Origin of the sequence: Streptomyces sp. 378 (assembly GCF_030124145.1) — a bacterium.
Lineage (GTDB): Bacteria > Actinomycetota > Actinomycetes > Streptomycetales > Streptomycetaceae > Streptomyces.
Genome location: NZ_JASKMS010000010.1, coordinates 180,153 through 200,741 on the forward strand (window position 1 = coordinate 180,153; position 20,589 = coordinate 200,741).

A 20,589-nucleotide genomic window follows, 5' to 3' on the forward strand; every position below is an offset into this window, starting at 1 on the left:
TGATGGGGTGCGTGACGCTTCCGACATGCCGACGAAGGCGGCTTCGCCGTTCGGGCCGGAACCCCTGGTCCGTATCCGCGGGCTCAGCAAACGGTTCGGCGGCACCGTCGCGCTGGCCGGGGTCGATCTGGACGTCCACCCCGGCAGCGTCCTCGCCCTGCTCGGGCCCAACGGCGCCGGGAAGTCCACCCTCATCAAGATCCTCGCCGGAGTCCACCACGCCGACGCGGGACAGATCACCGTCGCCGGGGAGCCGCTCGGCAGCCCGGCCGCCACCCGCAGCATGGCCTTCATCCACCAGGACCTCGGGCTCGTGGAGTGGATGACGGTCGCCGAGAACCTCGCCCTGACCACCGGGTACGCGCGCCGGAGCGGGCTGATCTCCTGGCGGCGCACCCGCGAGCGCTGCGCCGACGCCCTGCGGACCGTCGCCGCCCGAGTCGACCCCGGCGCCCCGGTATCCGCACTCGCGCCGGCCGACCGCTCGCTGGTCGCCATCGCCCGGGCCCTGGCGGCACGCGCACGCATCGTCGTCCTCGACGAGCCGACCGCCCGCCTGCCCGCCGCGGACAGCGCCCGGCTCTTCCGCGTCCTGCACGAACTGCGCTACCGGGGGCACGCCATCCTCTACGTCAGCCACCGCCTGGACGAGGTCTACCGGGTTGCCGACGCCTTCGCCGTCCTGCGCGACGGCCGTCTCGTCAGCCACGGCCCGCTGGCGGACCGCAGCCCGGCCCGGCTGGTCCACGACATCGTCGGAGAGGTGGACGAACCGGTCCCGCCCCGCACCGCCGCACCCTCGGCCGGCGCGCCGCCCGCCCTGACCCTCGACGGCGTGCGCACCCCCGGTACCGGGCCCGTCAGCCTCGAACTGGCAGCCGGGGAGGTCCTCGGCCTGGTCGGACTCTCCGGAGCCGGGCACATGGACCTGGGCCGCGCCCTCGCCGGCGCCCGCCCCCTCCTGGACGGGCAGGCCGTGTTGCACGGGCGGCCGTACCGCCCCCGCACCGTCGCGGAGGCCGTGGGCCTCGGAGTCGGCCTGGTACCGGGCGACCGGCTGCGGGAGGGCTGCCTCACCGAGCTGACCGTGCGGGAGAACCTCCTGGCCAACCCCCGCGCCGGAGGCCCTCGCACACCGCGCTGGATCGGCCCCCGCGGCGAACGGGCCCGGGCCGCGGCACTGATCGAACGGTTCGCGGTGCGCCCCCGGGACACCGAGACCCCCATCGCCACGCTGTCTGGGGGCAACCAGCAGAAGGTCGTGATCGGCCGCTGGCTGCGGGCGGACCTGCGGCTGCTGATCCTGGAGGAGCCGACCGCGAGCGTCGACGTCGGCGCCAAGGCCGCGATCCACCGTCTGCTCCAGGAGGCACTTGGGGCAGGCCTCGCGGTCCTGCTGCTGTCCACCGACTTCGAGGAAGTCGCGAGCCTCTGCCGGCGCACGCTGGTCTTCGTGCGCGGTGCCGTGACGGCGGAGCTGAGCGGCCCCGCCCTCACCGTCGCCGGACTCACCCGGGCGGCCTCGGCCCTGCCCCCGTCCACGGCCGGGCACCCATGACGCCGCCGCCCCCGCCCCGGCAGCGCCCCGGCGGCCACCTCGTCGGCGCTTACGGCCTGCTCGTCCTCATGGCCCTGCTCTACCTGGTCTTCTCCCTCGCCCTGCCGGACACCTTCCCCACGCTCGACACCGTCGACTCGATCCTGTCCAACCAGTCGATCCCGGCGGTCCTCGCGCTCGCCGCCATGGTGCCCATCGTCACCGGCGCGTTCGACCTCTCCATCGGCTACGGCCTCGGCCTGGCCCATGTGATGGTGCTGTGGCTCGTCGTCGAGGAGGGCTGGCCCTGGCCCCTCGCCTGTCTCACCGTGCTGGCCGGAGGACTGGCCGTGGGCGTCCTCAACGGCGTCGTCGTCGAGTTCGGCCGGATCGACTCCTTCATCGCCACCCTCGGCACCGGCAGCATGATGTACGCCGTGACCGGCTGGATCACCGACGGCGGCCGGATCGTCCCCGGTCCGCAGGGCCTGCCACCCGCGTTCACCGACCTCTACGACTCCTCGTTCCTCGGCCTGCCGGTCCCCGCCTTCTACGTGCTCGCCCTCGCGGCCGTCCTCTGGCTGGTGCTGGAGCGGCTGCCCCTCGGCCGGTACCTGTACGTCGTCGGGTCGAACCCGCGCGCGGCCGGTCTCGTGGGCATCCCGACCCGCAGGTACACCGTCTACGCGTTCGCCGCCTCGGGCCTGATCGTCGGCTTCGCCGGTGTGCTGCTCGCCGCCCAGCAGCAGATCGGCAACCCCAGCGTGGGCCTCGACTACCTGCTGCCCGCCTTCGTCGGCGCGCTCCTCGGCTCCACGGCGATCAAGCCCGGCCGGCCCAACGCCCTCGGCACCGTCGTCGCCGTCGCCGTCCTCGCCGTCGGCCTCACCGGCATCGCCCAGCTGGGCGCCGAGTTCTGGACGGTCCCGCTGTTCAACGGCGGCACCCTGCTCGTCGCCGTGGGCCTGGCCGGCTACGCGGCCCGTCGGCGGCTGCGCGGCGGCGCGGCCCGCGACACGCCCGCCGCGCCGCCCCCGTCCTCCCCGGCGCCGGAGACCGGGACGTCACCGCCCTGATCCCCTCCTCACGCCCGCCGCGTCGATCCCCTCACTGGAGCTCCCGTGCACCGCACCCGCAAGGCCGCCTCCGCAGCCCGCACCGCGCGGCTCGCCTCCTGCGTCCTGCTGGCCACGGCCGCCGCTCTCGTCGGCTGCGAACGCGGTTCCTCCGACACCGCGGAGGCGACCGCGACGGGTCCGAACGGCTGCCCCGCCGTCCACGCCCGGGCCCAGGAATCCGTCACACGGGCGCAGCGGACCGACATCCCCTGGGGAGGGCCCACCAGCGGCCCCGAGGCGGTGTCCGGCAGGACCATCGTCTACGTCGCCCAGACCATGACCAACCCCGGCGTCGCGGGCGCCGCCAACGGGGTGCGGGACGCCGCGCGGGTCCTCGGCTGGAACGTCCGGGTCATCGACGGCGGCGGCACCCCGGCCGGCATTCAGGCGGCCATGAGCGAAGCCGTGGCGCTGCGGCCCTCGGGCATCGTCATCGGCGGGTTCGACCCCGACTCGACGGCCCGGCAGGCCGCCCGGGCCAACGCACAGGGCATCCCGCTCGTCGGCTGGCACGCGGTCCCCGAGCCCGGCCCCAGCCGGCAGCCCGACCTCTTCACCAACATCACCACCCGCGTCCAGGACGTGGCCCGCATCAGCGCGCAGTGGATCATCGCCGACTCGGACGGCCGCGCCGGGGTCGTCCTCATCACCGACGCCTCGATCCCCTTCGCGCGTTACAAGTCCGACCTGATCCGCGAGGAACTGGCGACGTGTCAGGGGGTGCGGCTGCTCTCGGTGGAGAACATCCCCATCCCCGACGCCAGCAGCCGCACCCCCCGGGAGATCTCCTCCCTGCTGTCCCGCTTCGGGGACCGCTGGACCCACTCCGTGGCCATCAACGACCTGTACTTCGCCGACGCCGCCCCCGCCTTCCGCGCCGCCGGCAAGAAGGGCTCCGGCCCGCCCTTCAACATCGGGGCCGGCGACGGCGACCCGTCCGCCTTCCAGCGCATCAACAACAAGCAGTACCAAGCCGCCACCGTGCCCGAGCCGTTGAACCTCCAGGGCTGGCAGATCGTCGACGAGTTCAACCGCGCCTTCTCCGGCAGTCCCCACAGCGGATACGTGGCGCCGGCGCACATCGCCACGGCCGCCAACAGCGAGGGCGCCACCACCTGGAACCCGTCGGGCTACCGGGAGGCGTACCGGAAGATCTGGGGGAAGTGACGGCCGCTGAGGTGCCGATCCCTTCACGGAACATGCACGGAACCCCGGAATTCCTTTAGCTTTCAAGCGCTACTGTCGCGTCAGTCGAGTGGCCGCCGTGGGTCGAACCGAGCGGGGCCCGTCCGCGGCGGCCCTCGTTCCCCCACCCCGGCACAGGAGACTCGGTGTGTACGACGGCGACGTAGTGGTGATAGGCGGCGGGTACGCCGGTGTCCGGCTGGCCAGGCGGCTCGACGACACAGCCCGGGTCACCCTGGTGGACCGCAAGGAGGTCTTCTTCCACCGCATCGCCTCCCTGCGCGCCGGAGTGCACCCCGAGTGGACCCACACGCCCTTCATCCCCTACGACCGGCTGCTGCGCCACGGCCGGGTGGTCACCGGCAAGGCCGTCCGCGTCGACACCGCCGAACGGCAGGTCGTCCTCGCCGCCGGTGAGCGGCTGCCGTACGACGTGGTCGTGATCGCCACCGGCGCCGACTACCCCGAACCGGCCCGCTTCACCGGCACCACCACCGAGGAAGCGGCCAAGTCGTTCGCCGAGCACCAGCGCGACATCGCCACGGCCGGGCACGTCCTGGTCGTCGGCGGCGGCCCCGGCGGAGTCGAGCTCAGCGCCGAGATCCGCCTCGCCCGCCCGGACGCCCGGGTCACCCTCGCCCACTCCGGGCCCGCGCTGCTCGATTCCACCGGCAGCCCGCGCCCGGGCCGCAAGGCGCTGGCCTGGCTGGAATCCCACGACATCGAGGTACGGCTCGACTCCTTCATGTCGCCCGGCAACGACTACGGCACCTACCGCGACGCCCGCGGCACGGTCATCGAGGCCGACCTGAGCTTCTGGGCGACGGGCACCACCCCCAACACGCTCTGGCTGCGCCTGGCCGGGCACGGCGACTGGCTCAACGGTGCCGGACGGGTGAAGGTCGACCGGACCCTCCGAGTGGAGGGCAGGCCGGACGTGTTCGCCGTCGGCGACGTGAACGACGTCAGCGAACTCAAGATCACCCCGGCCGCCCTCGCCCAGGCGGACATCGCCGCCCACAACATCCGCGCCCACCTGCGGAGTTCCGGCAAGCACCGCAGGGAACCGCGCCGGTACCGCCCGATCCGGCGCATCCCGCTCATCGTGCCGTTCGGCTCCGCCGACGGACTGACCGTGCTGCCCGTGCCGGGCGGCGAGTCCGCCGTACTCGGCAGCCGCACCACCGCCCTGGCCAAGGCGAAGAGCCTCATGACGCCCTACATGCGCCGTCAACTCGGTTACACGGCGGCCTGACCCGCCGCCGGAGGCGCCCTCGTCCCCCACCCCCGTCGTTACCCGTGGGTTCAGCCTGGGGTAGGGTCCCCACCGTTTCCGGCTACCGACTGATGGTGCGCCGGTACAGGGCGTGTCGGAGGGTGGCAAGACGATGGAATCCCAGTGGGGTGACGGCGCATCCGTGGACCTGGACGACACGAGGCTGGAGACCCTCAGTCCCGAACCACTGCTGACCAGGGACTACGAGACGCGTCCCGCGCTCGTGTACGAGCGGCTGCGCCAGCAGCACGGACCGGTCGCGCCGGTCGACCTGCTGGGGGTGCCCGCCTGGCTGGTCCTCGGCTACCGCGAGTCGCTCCAGGTGCTCCAGGACGACGACGGCTGGCCCAAGGGCCTGGAGAACTGGCGGGCCCGCTCCGAGGGACGGGTGCCGGCCGACTGGCCACTCGGCCCCTCCCTGGAGGTCAACCACATCCTGATCCAGGGCGGCGCCGGCTACCGGCCGCTGCGCACCGCCTGGGACGTCGCCCTCAAGCCCTTCCAGGACGCCCGCCACCCCCAGGCCAAGCGTCTGAAGGCCGCCGTCACCGCCTACGCCGACGAACTGATCACCCTCATCGGGCAGGGCGGCAAGACCGGCGTCGCTGACCTGTCCGCCCAGTTCTCCCGGCCGCTTCCGCTGATGGTGGCCAGCCATCTGCTGGGCTTCCCCGGCTCGCAGGGCGACGACGCGCTGATGGACATGTGGCGCGTGCTCGACGCGGGCCCCGACGCCGAGGCCGCGCTGGAGCGCCTGCTGGCCACGCTGGCGGAACTGGCCGCGCTGAAGCTGCAGAAGCCGGGCGACGACTTCCCCTCCTACCTGCTGGCCGCCCACCCGGACCTGTCGCTCGACCACCTCGCCCGCGAGCTGTTCATGCTGCTGGGCATGACCTCCGACCACGTCGGCATCCTCATCTCCAACACCGTGGTGGAGGTCATCTCGGGCGAGGGCAGCGTGCGCGCCAGCCTGTCCGCCGGGATGGTCAGGGAGACCATGAACCGGGTGGTGATGCGCAAGCCGCCGCTGGTCAACTTCGTCCCGCGCTTCGCGGCCCGGGACACCCCGCTCGGCGACTACACCATCCGGGCCGGCGACCCGGTGTGGGTCTCCCCGGGCGCCGCCCACGCCGATCCCCTCTTCGCCGACCACGTCGCCTCGGGCACCGCCATCAGCACGCGGGCCCACCTGTCCTGGGGCGCCGGGCCGCGCCAGTGCCCGGCGCGAGAGCTCGCTTCGACGGTCGCGGCGGCCGGCGTCGGGCGCCTGTTCGAGCGTTTCGACCACCTCGATCTCGCCCTGCCCGCCGACCAACTGCCGTGGCGTTCCTCACCGTTCATGCGGGGCCTGCGCTCCCTGCCCGTGCGGTACGAACTGGCTTCCGCGCCGCCGCCGCGGCCGTGGGCGGAGGAACCCGCGCCGGGGGTGGCCGAGGAGGTCCTGCCCGACCCGACCGCCCGCCAGCGCTCCTCGCTGTGGCGCTATCTGACGGGCCTCATCCGCGGCGGCCGCTGACCGGCGGGGACCGAGCCGAACGCCCATCCCGCATCGGCGTTCCTCACGGCCCCGGGATGACGCTTTTACGCCGCACACATGACAAACGGTGCTGGTGGGCGGCGCGCCCGCGGTGAGATGCTCGTGGCAGATGCCGAACAGGGCCCGAGAGCCCGCGGGGGCCGGGCAGGTACACCTCGATGACCTGCCCGGCCGTTCCTGCGTCAGGGCCCGGAGCCCGAGGCCCGGAGCGGGGGACGGACGCAGGGCTTGAGGCGGGGACGCCGGGCCTGGCGCGGGGGAGGCAGGGCCTCGCGCGTTTCGGTCCGGGCGACAGCCCGACCGGTCGCCCCGCGCACCCGGCCGCAGGCCCCCGCGAGGCGCCCGTGGAGGCCGACGGTGATCGAGTGGTGGGGCGGGGGAGCCGGGCGTACCGTCGAACGGTGGACACCGCAGGCAGCAGCCCGCAGCCGGCTTCACCACAGGCGACCACCACCAAGAAGCCCGGTGGTGGCGGAAACGCGATGGCGCTGCTCGTCATCGCCTCCTGCCAGTTGATGGTGGTCCTCGACATCACCATCGTGAACATCGCGCTGCCGCACATCCAGAGCTCGCTGGAGTTCTCCACCACGAGCCTGTCCTGGGTGGTGAACGCCTACACCCTCACCTTCGGCGGTCTGCTCCTGCTCGGCGGCCGGGCCGGAGACATCCTGGGACGGCGGCGGGTCTTCGTCTTCGGCGTGCTGCTCTTCGTACTCGCCTCCCTGCTCGGTGGATTCGCCCAGAACGCCGGCCAACTCCTCGGCGCCCGCGCCCTGCAGGGCGTCGGTGGCGCCATCGCCTCCCCGACCGCCCTCGCCCTGATCAGCACCACCTTCCGCGAGGGGCCGGAACGCAACCGCGCCTTCGGGGTCTTCGCCGCGGTCTCGGCCGGCGGCGGAGCGATCGGCCTGCTCGCCGGCGGCATGCTGGTGGAGTGGCTGAACTGGCGGTGGGTGCTGTTCGTCAACGTGCCCATCGGCCTGCTCATCGTGCTCGCCACACCGCGCTACATCAGGGAGTCCGAACGCCACCCCGGGCGCTTCGACGTCACCGGCGCCCTCACCTCCACCGTGGGCATGGTGCTGCTCGTCTACGGCTTCATCAGAGCCGCGCAGGAGGGCTGGCGGGACCCGCTCACGCTCGCCTCGTTCGCCGGAGCGGTCGTGATCCTGGCGGTCTTCATCGCGATCGAGCGGCGTTCGAAACAGCCCATCACACCGCTGCACATGTTCGCCGACCGCAACCGCGCGGGCACCTACGGCATCATGCTGTGCCTGGCCGCCGCCATCTTCGGCATGTTCTTCTTCCTCACCCTCTTCGTGCAGAACGTGCTCGGGTTCAGCCCGCTCGCGGCGGGCCTCGCCTTCCTGCCGGTCAGCGCGGTCATCGCCGTCGGCGCCGGACTGGCCTCGCGGTTCCTGCCCGTCTACGGGCCCAAGCCGTTCATGGTGGTGGGCGCGATCCTGGCGGCAGTGGGCCTGAGCTGGCTGACCCTGACGGACGTGCACTCCACCTACGCGGGCAGCGTCCTCGGCCCGATGCTCGTCTTCAGTCTGGGCATGGGCATGGAGTTCGTGTCCCTGACTCTCATGGCGCTGTCCGACGTGCCCACACCGGAGACCGGTGCGGCCTCCGGGCTCCTCAACGCCACCCAGCAGGTCGGCGGCTCCCTCGGCCTGTCCATTCTGGTCACGATGTACGGCACGGCCAGCATCAACGAGGCGGACAAGCAGGTTCCGGACTTCTTCCGGCAGGCGACCCCGGCCGAACGCATCCGGTTCCAACGCACCGAGCAACTGCCCAAACCCTGGTCCGACGAGATCCTCACCGCCGGCGTCTCGGCCGCCTTCATCATGGCGGCGATCTTCACCGTCGTCGCCGCGCTGATCGCCCTGGTCGTCATCCAGGTCCGGCCCTCGGACCTGGAACGCCTCAAGGGAGGAGCGGGCCCCGGTGCGATGTGAGGCCCGCCCCCGCGCCCTTCAGGGCCGCTACGACCCGATCCGCGCCGCGATGACCGGCGCCAGCCGGTCGGCGATGACCCGGTGCCCCCGGTCGTTGGGATGCACCGAGTCCGTCAGGTCGCCCGATCCCAGCCAGCCCGTGGTGTCGACGAAGGAGACCCGCGCGTCACCACCGGCGACGGCGGACTTCACCGCGGCCTCGGTCTGCGGGACGAACCGCCCGCGGAACGTCTCCAGCGCGAAGATCCACGCCTGCGGATACGCGGACCGGACCTTGCGCAGCAGACTGCTGTACGCCGACTGGAACTGTGCCGAAGACACCCCGTGTCCGACGTCGTTGGTGCCGAGGTTGATGACGACCGCGTCGGCCCGGTAGCGCGAGAAGTTCCAGTCGGGCGTCGCCGCGTTCGGGTTGAGCTTGGTGAACTGCCGCTCCAGTCCCACGCATCCGTCCGCCGCGGCCACCAGGCACGCCCCGCCCTGGGCGATCCGCGTGTGCTCGACGCCCAGCCGCTCACCGATCAGCCAGCCGTACGCGGTACGGGCGTTCTGCGAACTCGTCGTGCCCACGGTGATGGAGTCACCGACGAACTCGACCAGTTTCGCCGGGGCCGGTGGGGCGAACGTCGTCGCGCCGCTGTCCAGGACCAGTCCCTGGAAGACGGCGTCCCCCCGGTACGACCCGGCCACCACCTGGTAGTTGACCTGGAGGGTGTGGTTGCCGGGGGACAGGGCCGTCGGGGTCAGGTTCACCGTCCCCTTGACGTCGTCGTAGAACCTCACGGGGCCGTTGTCGATCCGCGCCCACAGGTCGATCGTGCCCCGCTGCTTCAGCTTGACCGTGCGGCCGGTGAAGCCGGCCCGGTAGTACGCGCCCGCCCAGTACGGGGTGTAGGCGGTGGCGGAGCTGGTGGTGTCCCAGCGGCCGACGAACTTGATGTTCGGATCACCGGGCTGCCCGGGGGCGGCGGCCTTCGCCGTGGCGGTACCGCCGAGGGCGGCCTGCGCGGGCGAGCCGGCCCAGGACAGCAGACAGGCCATGAGCGCGGCCGCCAGCAAGGTCGGCAGGAAACGTCTCGGGAAGGTGTGGGGGATGGTCTGCACGGGGTTCCCTTCACGTGGGGTGGAGTGGGAGCGCTCCCATCAGCAGCCTTTCGAGGGAAGCAGTGAAACGGTTCAGCGTCAAGACAGCGGACGGTATGGAAGGGGGAGGGCCGCTGAGGTGGTCCGATCGCCGTACGGCCGGGTGGTGCCGTAAACCCGCCCATGGCTGCGGGCCGGGTTGGGGGCCGGGCTCCCGGCCGTCACCGCCCGTGTCGGGGATGGCTCGACAGGGCCTCGGGAAGGCCGGATGCGTCCGTGCCGAGTTTTCGGTACACGGCGGACAGCAGGTGCCGTACGCCCTGCTCGGTGAGCCGCAGGTCCTTCGCCACCACCGATACCGGGTGCCCCAGGGCCGTCATCTCGGCGGCCCTGCGCTCCTGGGCCGTCAGCATGTCCGTCTGCGCGTAACGCAGGGGCAGCGGGCGCAGTCCCGCCGCGGAGAGCTCCCGCCTGGCCCGGGCGGCCAGACCCTCGGCGCCACAGTGCACCGCACCCTCCAGGCCCTGGTAGAGCCGGTCGGCGGCGTCGTGCAGACGACCGTTGCGGGCCAGAGCGGCGCCGTGGCCCACCAGGGCGCGGGCCAGTTCGTACGCGGCGGGCGACCGCTCCAGATGGTCCACGGCCTGCGTGTGCAGATCCAGTGCGGCCTGCCCGCCCGTCACCTCCGCCTGGACGTGCAGCGCCTGGCCGATCGCGGACGCCGCACCGAAGTCCCGGGCGCGCTTGACGGCGTCCTGGGCATGGCGGGCCGCCTCGTCAGGGGCGGTGCGGGCAAGGGCCGAGGCCAGTCCCAACTGCCAGGGGCACCACGCCGGGTTGCGCCAGTCCCGCCCCTCCAGCCCGTCCCCGACCTTGGACAACAGCCGCGCCGCCTGCGTGAGTCGCCCCTCCGCCAGGAGCAGGTCGGCGTACACCGTGCGGGGATCGGGGAAGATGACGGCGTTGGGGACCACGTCGCCGTAGTGGTAGCTGTCGGCGAGTCGGCGCGCGTCACCGGTGCGCCCACGGGCCAGCAGGGTCTGGATGAGAATGCCGATGGCGAACCACTGGGCGGGCACCGCCCCTTCGACGCGCTCGGCGGTGTGCAGCCCGGCCCGGACGAGTTCTTCCGCCTCGGGCAGGAAGCCGCGGCGGTAGCGGATGTAACCCAGCAGCGTCTGGCCCTGCGCCAGATGGGAGCCGCGCCACCCCATGTGCTCGCACTCGGCCATGCCTTCGGCGAAGAGTTCCTCGGCCCGCCGTGGCTGGTCGCAGTACATGAACAGCAGGGCGACCGCCGCGGGCACCTCGAAGCCGCGGTTCTCGTCGGTCCAGCTCATCCCGCCGCGCAGGGCCTCATCGGCATACCCGAGGGCGGTGTGCCGCGGCTCGCCGCGCACGAGGGCGTCCCACGCCCGCAGTCCGAGGATGTAGCGCTCCTCCAGACTGCGGCCGGGAAGCTTTTCGGCCAGCCGTGCCAGCCGCCGCGAGCGGGCGGACGAGTCGGGTTCGTCGGCGCGGAACGCGCTCCATACGAAGTGATCGGCCTGCATGCGCAGTTTGACGCGCGCGTTGGTGGCGCGCCGTGCCTCGTCGGCGGCCACGGTCGCGGCCTCGGTCATCCGGTCGGTGTGGGCCAGCGCCTGAGTCAGCCGGTAGACGATGGCGGCGCGCAGGTCGGGATCGATTCCCGGCTCCGTCAGCGCCTCCCGGAGATGGCTGACCGTGGCCGTGGGCTCGATCAGGAACGTCGAGCAGGCCAGCTCGTGGAGCAGGGCGGCGCGGTCCTCGGCAGGGGGCGGTTCCCGCAGCGCCCGGGTCAGCACGCGTCGGGCGGCCTCCGGGGCCCCGGCGCGCAGGTACTCACGCGCTGCGGCGCGCAGGCACGCGACCGCCTCGGGCCGGCCGTCGCAGGGAACCTCCAGCAGGTGCCGGGCGGCGACAGTGGGGTCGGCCCCGACCGCCTGGGCGGCATGGGCGGCCGCGTTGTGCATGCCGACGCGCAGGGCCGGTGGGATGTCGCGGTAGATCGTCGTGGCGATCTGCGGGTGGACGAACTCCAGGTTGCCCGCGGACTCGTCGGCGTCCGCGAGGACGCGGCGGACGCGCAGCTTCTCGGCCGCCTCGAAGGCCTCCTCCCTGCCGACCACCGCGAGGTCGGCGGCGACCTCCGGGGAGAAGGACCCACCCAGGACGGCGCCGGCCCACGCGAAGCGGACGGTGCCCGGGCCGAGGCGTTTGAGGCGCTCGATCAGGCCGGGGCCCTTGACCGCGGCGGCGAGGTCCCGCATCACGGGCAACTCCTCCTGGGTGCCCCTCACCTTCCGCTCACGGAGCCGGATGGCCAGTTCGACGGCCTCGAAGGGGCTTCCGTTGGTGACCGTCCAGCACGCGCCGCAGAACTCGTCCTCGGCTTCCTCACCCACTTCGTCCCTGATGATCCGCGCCACACCGGCCTCGCCGAGCGGTGACAGCACGTGCGGGCGCTGCTCGTGGCGCTCGACGAGCGTGCGGAAAGAGGTCGCGTCGGACGGAAGTTCGTCGGGCCGGTAGCCGACGACGATCAGCAGCGGGAGGTTCGCGACCCGGGGCGCGAAGGAGGCGAGCCAGTCGAGGGATTCGGCATCGGCCCAGTGCAGGTCGTCCAGGAGCAGCACGACAGGCGAGTTCAACATCGTGAGGCGCGTCATGACCCAGTCGAGGCCGTCGCGTACTCCGGTCGGGTCCGGGATCCGAGCGGGGTCCGTCGCCTCGAGACCGAGCGCGGCGCCGACGATGTCGTACCAACTGCTCAGGAAAGCCCGGCGCTCCGTCTCGCTCATCCTGGCCAGGATGGGCTGCATGGCCTGGCGGACGACGCGGAACGCCATCCCCTGCTCGTTCTCGCCGCCCTTGCCGGAGAACACGGTGAACCCGAGGGCGGCGGCGCGGGCGCGCACCGCCGCGATGAGTGTCGTCTTGCCCAGCCCGGCCTCACCGGTGAAAGCGAGAAACCCACCGCGCGGTACCTGGGGCACGCCGTCGACCGTGTCGCGGAGCCGCGCCAACGCGTGGTCGCCGGCTCGGAGTTCCTCGTCACGTTCGAGGAGTGGCCGGTGTTCGTTGATCGGTTGCCGCAGCCCATGGGCCATGTGGTCTACCACTTCCTGTGGTTGCTCCCCGCCGGACGGGGCGAGCGTACGCCTTGGTGCACGCCCCTTGGCCGGGTCGGAAGTGGAGATAGGCGAAGCGGGTGAATTTCCCGCGGGAGTGGTTCGAGCCTCAGCCTTTCGGGTAGTCTGCTGTGTTTCCGCCCTTCTCGGGACCCTGTGGTGGGAACGACCGGTCGGGCAGCGGATCAGAGCACGGGCGATGCCGCCAACGCGTCCGCGTACCTGGGTACGGTGCGGGACCAGAAGTAGCAACCGCGGATCCAGCCGGCCATGCCCTCCACGTAGCCGACTCCGGACGGGGTCAACTCCGGCCTGAACTCACCGTAGAGCCGCTCGAACTCGCGGATCGTGCTGTTGATGTGCCGTGTGGCGAGCGCGACGGCCGTCGGCAAGGAGCACCGGTGTGTCCGCCGGTAGGCGAGGGCGAGGTTGATCAGGCCGCCCGTCCGCTGTTCCTTCACCGCGGAGAAGAGGTCGGGTATCCACACCGCCGCGTCGGCCGACAGCCGGGTCAGGCGCCGCATGACAGGGTGATGGATCTCCTCCGGGGTCAGTTCGCACGGCTGCGCGGCCTCGCACAGCGGGTAGAACGGCTCGACGCCCGCGATGAGGGAGCGTACGGACCGGCACAGCCCGCTTCCCACCGGGGCGGGATGGTTCTGGGCCACCGCTTCGTACAGCAGGCCGTGGACGTACTCTCGGCTGTTCCAGGCCCACCGTGCGGCCTGAGCGGGTGTGCACCGCTCGCGTACCTGTCGATGGAGGTCGGCCAGGGCCGCCCCGAGCGGGGTGGTGGGTGGTTGGTCGTCCCGCAGGATCGCGATGCTCTCGCACAGCATGGGCAGCAGCCGGCCCGGCGTGTGCCGGCCGACGTCCTCCGCACGGTCGTCGTAGATGAACTGGTAGGCGATCTGGTTGGCCACGATCTGGAGGAGCCCGGCGTCCATGGTCGGACTGTTGCAGGCCGCGAGTTCGGCGGGGCGTGTGCAGGAGATCATGGCCGCCACCGCCGGGTTGTCGGTCAGCCCCCACGTGCTCAGCCATTCCTCGACGCCCGCCGCCGCTTCGGACGCGTGGGGACTGCGCTGGAAGGGGAAGGGCATGTAGAGGTTCGCGTCGATCATTTCCCTCAGATCGACGACCTGTATTGCGTATTGCGCGGCGAGCGTGACTTCCTCATGCGTCGCGGACATCGTTGCCACCTGCCGTTCGGGAGTCGTGGACGACGGGTACGGCTGTTGTCCCGGGAACGCGGGAGTCCGCCCGAGGCGGTGTGCCCACCGGCCGCCCCGCTCGCGGTTCGCTGACCATCACCAATCCCCTCGGCCCCAACGACGCCGCGGGGTGCAGCTGTTCGGTGTGGCCGGGCAGATGACGCAGCCGCCAGTGGCGGGCGATGAACGCGACGGCCACCGTGGCCTCCGTCAGGGCGAGTGTCTCTCCGATGCATTTCCGGCTGCCCGCACCGAACGGGATCATCGCCCCGGGCGGAACCGCGACGGCCTGCCCGGGCAACCAGCGGTCGGGGAGGAAGCGATCGGGGTCGGGGAACAAGGTGGGGTCGTGGTGCAGGAGGTAGGGGCTGAACATGACGGTGGCGCCCTTCGGCAGACGGTGTCCGGCGAGCTCCGTCTCCTGAGTGGTGACGCGGGTGAAGAGCCAGCCGGGCGGGCGGTGGCGAAGGGTCTCGGTGAGGATGCACCGGGTGCGGACGAGGCGTGGCAGTTCGTCGGAGCCGGGCGGCTGCCCTGACGCGAGCACGGCGTCGACTTCGGAGTGCAGGCGGCGTTCCTCCTCGGGATGCCGCCCCAGGAGTTCCAGGGCGGAGGAGAGGCACAGCGCGGTGCTCTCGGCGCCGGCGAACATGAGAGTCATCACCTGGCCGTGGACTTCCCGGTCGGTGATCGGCGTTCCGCCGCCGTCGGCCCGCGTGGCCGCCAGCAGGGTTCCGAGCAGATCGTCGCGGTTGTCGTGGGGAGAGTCTCGCCGACGCCTGGCGATGGCCGCGTCGACGATCGCGCGCAGGCGGTCGGAAGCATGCCGGTAGCGCCGGTTCGCCGACGTGGGAACACGGAACAGGGCGTCGACCGGCATCACCGTCCGGACGAACATGCCGCGGACCACGGTGGCCAGGCACCTACGCATCTCGGCGGCCGTCGCGGTGCCGAGCGAGTCGGAGAAGAGGACGCGGCTGACCACACGTGTGGACAGGTCCAGCATGGTCGCGCTGATGTCGACCGCTTGCCCGGCCCGCCACGCGTGGCACATCGACTCCACTTCCTCGCCCACCAGGCGCACGTGGTCGGCGACGCGGGCCTTGCGGAACTCGGGCTGGAGCAGCCTGCGCTGGCGCCGGTGATCCTGATGGCGGCAGGTGCCGACGCCGTCCCCCAGCAGCGTCCGTAACCTGTCGTAGAGCGGACCGCCCTTGTCGAAGGTGCGCGGGTCCATGAGCACCTGGTGGACCAGGTCCGGGTGACACGCCATCCAGGCACGCTGCGGACCCAGGCGTATCTCGACCAGATCCCCGTGTTCGGGCAAAGAATTCAGAAAGGCCAGCGGTCGACGGGCCAAGTCGATACCGTGGCCGATGAATGGGAATATGCCTGGAGCAGTGCCCACTGTCCAATCCCGGGCTGGCCCGGAAACGGAGCCGATCATCGAAACCACCTGCCTCAGTTGGCATACGGAATTGCGATGCGGTCGCACCGAATTGACGCTCGCCTCATGTCCTGCCCAGTGGAATCTGCCTGCGGCTCGCCGAATCCTGTCTCCGCAGGGGCGCACGGATGCACGGAGGGGTGTTCGGCGCATCACAGTTGCTGCATGGAGTCAGTTTTTGTTGTTTTTCCGTGCACGCAGAAAACTGTGTTCCCGTCAGTGCCCCTGAAGAACGCGGGATCGCGGCAGACGTCTGGCATGGACATGAAATTGCGGTCCGAGGCCGGCCAGACGGCTGCCGACGACCGGCTTATCGGTCCTGCGCCGCCACGCCCGGTGCGACGGCGGGGCCGGGATTGAAGACGCCGTGGTAGCTCTCCGGAGGGGCGAGATGACTCGCGGGCAGACCACCCGTGTCGATCACGATCTGGTCCACCGCCATCCCCGGATCCACCATGAACACCCTCAGTACATGCTCACCGGGCTCCGCGACGGTCACCCGGGCCGTCAGCTTCTCGATGCCCTCCTCCACGTTGCGGGCCCAAGCGTCGCCCCGGTTGCCGGTGGCGATCGCCTGACCCGACAGGACCGTCGGGGGCTGGTCGTCGAGGGCGACCGCGACGCGCCGCTTGCCGCGTTCGTCGAGGGAGGGTAGCCGGAACACCGTCACCGGGAACGTTCCGGCCGTGGCGAAGCGGATGCGGTACCGCAGCTCCGGAGACCGGACGGTGAGGTCCTCGGTGATCGGCGGGGCCGTCGTCGGGACCGCCTCGACGGCGGCCGTACGCCGGCCCAGCCCGCGCACGACCCGCCACCGCGCGCCGCCGCGGGGCAGCTCCCGGTCGAAGTGGGCGGCGTCGATCGACACATGGCCGTGGGCCTCGACGAAGCCGCGGACGCGCCGCCGTGCCCGCTCCCCGTCGTTGACCACCAGCAGCGGCACCTCGATGCTCCGGTCCGCGCCGGTGAAGGTCAGCACGGGACGGTGCGTGCCCTCCGGCGCCCGCGTCCAGTCGATCTCGGCCCATACCCGGATCTGGTCGGTGAGTTCACCGCCCGTCGTGCTCAGCCGGACCCAGGGGGCGCTCGGCTCGGCCCGCCAGTCCAGCGGCAGGAAGCCGGTGTTGAAGACGTCCACGAAACGGCGGTCGCGGGTGTAGGACGAGAAGGACAAGGGGCGGTCGGTCCCCGTCTCGTTGCCCTCGGAGGCGAGGCCCAGGCCCGCTGTCTCCCGGCGGGGGATCCTGGTCACGGCCGGGCGGCCCGGCGCCTTCGGGATCTCGGAGGGGTACGGGTTGACGATGCCGTCCCACTTCCCGCCCGCGACCTCGGTGTTGTAGCGCCGGGTGATTGCCTGCTCCTCGGCGTGTGCCGCCTCGGCCAGGTCCGCGAAGCGGTTCGTGCCCGCCCCGCGGCCCTGCCGGACGGCGAGGGCGTTGCGGTCCGCCCAGTAGTACTTGAGGTTCATCAACCAGGCCCCGTGGACGGGGTACTCGACCAGCTCGTAGTAGGCGTCCCGGTAGGCCTCGGGCAGCTTCGCGCCGAGCCGCCGCGCACGGTCCAGCAACTGCTCGTAAGCCGTCATGCGGCGGCCCGCCTCGTCACCGTGATGCACCGTCGAGAAGACCGCCCGGTCGGTGAACTCCGGGCGCCGCTCCGCCGCCAGGCGGTAGTACTCGGTGCGGATGGCGGCGATCTCCGAGCCGTACCTCCGGCCGAACTGGCGCCCGGCCCACTCCACGAGGAAGTCCTCGACGTTCTCGGGGCCCCAGCGGTTCACGTCCCAGGCCATGTCCAGGCAGAAGGACAGCCCCGTCTCGATCGACTTGATGTCACCGACGTTGAAGATCCACATGCGGTCCACCTGGTGCTCGTGGACCCGGCGCAACTCCTGCCACACCTTGCTCAACTGCGTGGTGTCCAGCCACAGATAACTGCGGGGGCGCCCCCAGTAGGAGAGGTGGTAGTAGATGCCGTTGCCGCCGGGGCGGCGTCGCTCGGTGTCGTCCGGGAGCTGGCGCATGTTGCCGTGGTTGTCGTCCGGCCAGATCAGCGTGACGTCCTCGGGGACCCGGACGCCCGCGTTGTACAGCTCCAGGACCTCCTTGTACGGGATGAAGATCTGGGGCTCGGCCGCCGGGCCCACCTCCTCGGCCAGGATGCGGCGCTGGTCGGCGATGATGTCGTTCATCACCAGCACCTTCTCCGGGACGGTGGTGGCGTGCTTCGTCTCCAGCGCGGAGTCGTGCAGACCGCGCATGCCGATCGTCCAGCTGCTCTCGTAGGCGGCGTTCTGACGGGCCCGCGCCCGCCAGTAGCCGGAGATGACGGAGGGGTTCACCGTGTAGTCGTAGACGGGCGGCGTGCCGTCCTCGGCCCGGTGCTCCTCCGCCCACGGCTGCCATTCGTGGACGCCGTTGCGCAGCATGGCCTCGGGGTGGCTGGAGCCGACCACGATGCCGTAGCGGTCGGCCAGTTCGGGATTCTCGCGGTGCTTGTTGAAGAAGTCGGAGTAGGGGTGCATCGCGGGCCAGAGGTAGTTGGCCTTGAGGCGCAGCAGCAGCTCGAAGACCCGCTCGTAGGTTCTGGGGCCGATGTTCTTGTCCGGCTCCTGGGTGCGGTGGGACCAGGTGGTGAGGTTCTGCTCGTCGTTGATGAAGACGCCCCGGTAGCGCACGGCGGGTTCCCCGCGGACGAAGGGGCCGGCCGGGACCGTCACCGTGTCGCGGCGGGCCACCGGAACGTCGGCCCACCAGTACCAGGGCGAGACGCCGATGCGTTCCGAGGTGTCGTAGACGCCGTAGACCGTGCCGCGGCGGTCGCTTCCGGCGATGACCAGGGCGCGTCCCACGCCGGGCAGTGGGCGGTCCACGACCTGGGTGACGGATGCCTCCCAGCGGCCCTTCACCCGGGAGACGTCCAGTCGTCCCTGACCGATGAGGCGGTCGATCACCGGGCTCGCGCCGATCGTCCCGACCAGGACCAGCAGTTCGGCGCGGGGCGGCACGGTGCGCAGGAGCCCCGGTCGCACGCCGCCGACGCGCTCCACGTCCGCCTGGAGGTCGCCGGCCGCGCGGACGACGGCGGCGTCGTCCGCCGCGTCGACGAACACGTCCACGGCGGTGCCGTCCCGGAGCAGGGGAAAGTCGGGGCGGTGGACCGAGGGCGCCGCGGCTTCGGCGGCGGTGACGGGGAGCAGGGGAGCGGCACCCGCGGCCGCCATGCCCCGTAAGAAGGACTTGCGGGTGACGGACGGGAACGACGGCTTCTGGGGCACTGGGCACTGCCTTTCCGCGCCGGCCCCACGGCGGCTCCAACGTCCGGCCGTCGGCGGGGCTGCGCGCACAGGGGGGTGGCATGAGCAGGTCAGAAAGCGCTTGCTGCTGCACCTTAGGCGAGGCCTCATGAGGGCGTCCAGATGTGGGCGATGGGTCAGGAGTGGCCGTCACGGCGGACGGTGGTGCCGTCGCGCGTACGGAGAAGGATCGGTAGGTTGTCGCCCGCCTCGCCCCCACGGAAGGTCACATCTGGTGCGCTCTCCATTCCTGCGGTCCGCTTTCACCGTCCCCGCCACCGTCGCCGCGGCGGTCTCCCTGGCCCTCGCCGGGGCCGGACCGGCCGCCGCCGACGTCCATCGGCCCGCCCCCGCCGCCGCCCGCGGGACGGCCGCCGCCCACGGCTTCACCCCGCTGACCGACCTGTTCGCCCAGCGGCTGCTGCTGGCCGACAAGGTCGCCGCCGCCAAGTACGGCACCGCCACGCCGATCGACGACCCGGTGCGCGAGGCGCAGATCCTGGCCGACGTCCGGGCCAGGGCGGCCGGCACGGGGCTCGATCCGGAGGCCGTGGCCGCCGTGTTCCGGAACCAGATCGAGGCGAACAAGCTGGTGCAGCGCGGTCTTTACGCCCGCTGGGACGCACATCCGGGCGAGCGCCCCACCGAACGCCCTGACCTCGTCAAGGAGGTCCGGCCGGCCCTGGACCGCATCACCACTCTGCTGCTGGCCGCGCTGCGGGAGACGGAGCGGACCCGGGCCGTGCCGTCGTGCGGTCCGCGCCTGGCCGCGGCAGCCGGCTGGTCCGCGCACAGCCACCGGCTCGACGCCCTGCATCTGAGGGGACTCGGACGGGCGCTGCCGTCGGTGTGCGCCTACGCCTGGTAGCCCGCCGCTCAGACGGGGCCGCCGCTCTCGACGCGCCGGGCCGGATTCGTGAACCCGCGATCGCCCCCCCGCGCTCACCAGCGCCCGGTAGACGGCCGCACGGGAAGCGTCGACATGACCGGAGGCCCGGGACGTGTGCACGGACCGACCTCAGGGGGTGTGGTCCGCCCCGTTGGGCAGCGGCGGTTCCGACTCCAGGCGGCGCAGCTCCTCGTCGGTGAGGAGGCGGGAACGGAGCAGGAAGCGGACACCCTCCGGAGCCTCCAGCGAGAAGCCGCTGCCGCGGCCCGGGACCACGTCCACGGTGAGGTGGGTGTGCGACCAGTACGTGAACTGGTCCGCGCTCATCCAGAACGGGGTGTCTGCGGCCACGTGCCCGAGCAGGACGTCCGAGGCGCCGACCCGGAACTCGCCGCGCGGGTAGCACATCGGGGCACTGCCGTCGCAGCAACCGCCGGACTGGTGGAACATCACCGGCCCGTGCGTCGCGGTCAGCCGCCGCAGCAGTTCCTCGGCGGCGGAGGTCAGTTCGACACGTCCTGTGCGCAGGGTCATCTGGTCCTCCTGGCGGTGACGGTGGGCCGGAAGCCGGTCCGTATCGCGAGTCCTCCAGTATCCGCCGCCGTACCCGCGGGGACCACAAGGCGGACGCGGCACCTGCCCGCGCCCGCCCCGCGCGGTGTCTGAGGCAGGCGTCGTCACGCGCCGGCGACTCGGTGTCTGGGGCATGTAAGGGTCCGAAGCCGCCCATCACGCAGCCGAGTTGAGCCGTCTCTTCGCCCGGGAACCGGGCCATGCCGAAGAGGTGCCGGCCCTCTACCAGAGGGCCTACGCCCTCATCACGTACGACCTCTTCGGCATGGGTCCGCACGACGGGCACTTCCGCTGGTGCGCCGCCCGGCTGGGATGAGGC

At 71.9% G+C, this 20,589-nt stretch carries 14 protein-coding genes; 8 read left to right on the forward strand and 6 right to left on the reverse strand.

Features of this window, described 5'->3' with window-relative positions:
- Positions 1 to 25 precede the first annotated feature (25 nt).
- The 6 genes from QNO09_RS16590 to QNO09_RS16615 all read left to right on the forward strand — a co-directional run bounded on the left by QNO09_RS16590 (position 26) and on the right by QNO09_RS16615 (position 8,617).
- Positions 26 to 1,558, forward strand: a complete 1,533-nt coding sequence (locus QNO09_RS16590; protein WP_283970949.1) for a sugar ABC transporter ATP-binding protein — start codon at positions 26 to 28, stop codon at positions 1,556 to 1,558.
- On the forward strand, positions 1,555 to 2,613 hold the full coding sequence (locus QNO09_RS16595) for an ABC transporter permease (protein ID WP_283970950.1): 1,059 nt from the start codon (positions 1,555 to 1,557) through the stop codon (positions 2,611 to 2,613). Before QNO09_RS16590 ends, QNO09_RS16595 begins: the two co-directional genes overlap by 4 nt.
- A 45-nt stretch (positions 2,614 to 2,658) precedes the next feature.
- Positions 2,659 to 3,822 (forward strand): substrate-binding domain-containing protein, encoded by a 1,164-nt coding sequence (locus tag QNO09_RS16600; RefSeq protein ID WP_283970951.1) that lies wholly within the window; start codon positions 2,659 to 2,661, stop codon positions 3,820 to 3,822.
- Positions 3,823 to 3,988: 166 nt separating this feature from the next.
- Positions 3,989 to 5,095: an NAD(P)/FAD-dependent oxidoreductase gene (locus QNO09_RS16605; RefSeq protein ID WP_283970952.1), complete on the forward strand. Its 1,107-nt coding sequence runs from the start codon at positions 3,989 to 3,991 to the stop codon at positions 5,093 to 5,095.
- 133 nt (positions 5,096 to 5,228) lie between these two features.
- Positions 5,229 to 6,632 (forward strand): cytochrome P450, encoded by a 1,404-nt coding sequence (locus tag QNO09_RS16610; protein ID WP_283970953.1) that lies wholly within the window; start codon positions 5,229 to 5,231, stop codon positions 6,630 to 6,632.
- 503 nt (positions 6,633 to 7,135) lie between these two features.
- Positions 7,136 to 8,617 (forward strand): MFS transporter, encoded by a 1,482-nt coding sequence (locus tag QNO09_RS16615; RefSeq protein WP_283971015.1) that lies wholly within the window; start codon positions 7,136 to 7,138, stop codon positions 8,615 to 8,617.
- Positions 8,618 to 8,644: 27 nt separating this feature from the next.
- Here QNO09_RS16615 and QNO09_RS16620 read toward each other — a convergent pair whose 3' ends face one another.
- The 5 genes from QNO09_RS16620 to QNO09_RS16640 form a co-directional block, all read right to left on the reverse strand.
- A complete protein-coding gene (locus QNO09_RS16620) occupies positions 8,645 to 9,721 on the reverse strand; it encodes an SGNH/GDSL hydrolase family protein (protein ID WP_283970954.1) in 1,077 nt (358 codons plus the stop codon).
- 200 nt (positions 9,722 to 9,921) lie between these two features.
- On the reverse strand, positions 9,922 to 12,831 hold the full coding sequence (locus QNO09_RS16625) for a helix-turn-helix transcriptional regulator (RefSeq protein WP_283970955.1): 2,910 nt from the start codon (positions 12,829 to 12,831) through the stop codon (positions 9,922 to 9,924).
- A 206-nt stretch (positions 12,832 to 13,037) separates the two neighbouring features.
- Positions 13,038 to 14,045: a (-)-alpha-amorphene synthase gene (locus QNO09_RS16630; RefSeq protein ID WP_283970956.1), complete on the reverse strand. Its 1,008-nt coding sequence runs from the start codon at positions 14,043 to 14,045 to the stop codon at positions 13,038 to 13,040.
- On the reverse strand, positions 14,029 to 15,513 hold the full coding sequence (locus QNO09_RS16635) for a cytochrome P450 (protein WP_283970957.1): 1,485 nt from the start codon (positions 15,511 to 15,513) through the stop codon (positions 14,029 to 14,031). The genes QNO09_RS16630 and QNO09_RS16635 overlap by 17 nt, the downstream gene beginning before the upstream one ends.
- Before the next feature lie 310 nt (positions 15,514 to 15,823).
- The gene (locus QNO09_RS16640; RefSeq protein WP_283971016.1) at positions 15,824 to 18,736 is read right to left on the reverse strand and encodes a glycosyl hydrolase 115 family protein; all 2,913 of its coding nucleotides are present in this window, start codon (positions 18,734 to 18,736) and stop codon (positions 15,824 to 15,826) included.
- A gap of 307 nt (positions 18,737 to 19,043) precedes the next feature.
- Here QNO09_RS16640 and QNO09_RS16645 point away from each other — a divergent pair, with 307 nt between their 5' ends.
- The gene (locus QNO09_RS16645) at positions 19,044 to 19,676 is read left to right on the forward strand and encodes a chorismate mutase (protein WP_283970958.1); all 633 of its coding nucleotides are present in this window, start codon (positions 19,044 to 19,046) and stop codon (positions 19,674 to 19,676) included.
- 150 nt (positions 19,677 to 19,826) lie between these two features.
- On the opposite strand, the gene QNO09_RS16650 is transcribed toward QNO09_RS16645, so the two are convergent.
- Positions 19,827 to 20,231, reverse strand: coding sequence for a DUF779 domain-containing protein (locus tag QNO09_RS16650; protein WP_283970959.1), 405 nt, complete (start codon positions 20,229 to 20,231; stop codon positions 19,827 to 19,829).
- A 208-nt stretch (positions 20,232 to 20,439) separates the two neighbouring features.
- On the opposite strand from QNO09_RS16650, the gene QNO09_RS16655 reads away from it, so the two are divergent.
- On the forward strand, positions 20,440 to 20,586 hold the full coding sequence (locus QNO09_RS16655; protein WP_283970960.1) for a hypothetical protein: 147 nt from the start codon (positions 20,440 to 20,442) through the stop codon (positions 20,584 to 20,586).
- Positions 20,587 to 20,589 lie beyond the last annotated feature (3 nt).

What these genes read in the sequence shown, in the direction of transcription:
- QNO09_RS16590 (WP_283970949.1), top strand. Translation starts at nt 26, where the DNA reads ATGCCGACGAAGGCGGCTTCGCCGTTCGGGCCGGAACCCCTGGTCCGT.
- QNO09_RS16595 (WP_283970950.1), top strand. Translation starts at nt 1,555, where the DNA reads ATGACGCCGCCGCCCCCGCCCCGGCAGCGCCCCGGCGGCCACCTCGTC.
- QNO09_RS16610 (WP_283970953.1), top strand. Translation starts at nt 5,229, where the DNA reads ATGGAATCCCAGTGGGGTGACGGCGCATCCGTGGACCTGGACGACACG.
- QNO09_RS16615 (WP_283971015.1), top strand. Translation starts at nt 7,136, where the DNA reads ATGGCGCTGCTCGTCATCGCCTCCTGCCAGTTGATGGTGGTCCTCGAC.
- QNO09_RS16625 (WP_283970955.1), bottom strand. Translation starts at nt 12,831, where the DNA reads ATGGCCCATGGGCTGCGGCAACCGATCAACGAACACCGGCCACTCCTC.
- QNO09_RS16630 (WP_283970956.1), bottom strand. Translation starts at nt 14,045, where the DNA reads ATGTCCGCGACGCATGAGGAAGTCACGCTCGCCGCGCAATACGCAATA.
- QNO09_RS16635 (WP_283970957.1), bottom strand. Translation starts at nt 15,513, where the DNA reads ATGATCGGCTCCGTTTCCGGGCCAGCCCGGGATTGGACAGTGGGCACT.
- QNO09_RS16640 (WP_283971016.1), bottom strand. Translation starts at nt 18,736, where the DNA reads ATGGCGGCCGCGGGTGCCGCTCCCCTGCTCCCCGTCACCGCCGCCGAA.
- QNO09_RS16650 (WP_283970959.1), bottom strand. Translation starts at nt 20,231, where the DNA reads ATGACCCTGCGCACAGGACGTGTCGAACTGACCTCCGCCGCCGAGGAA.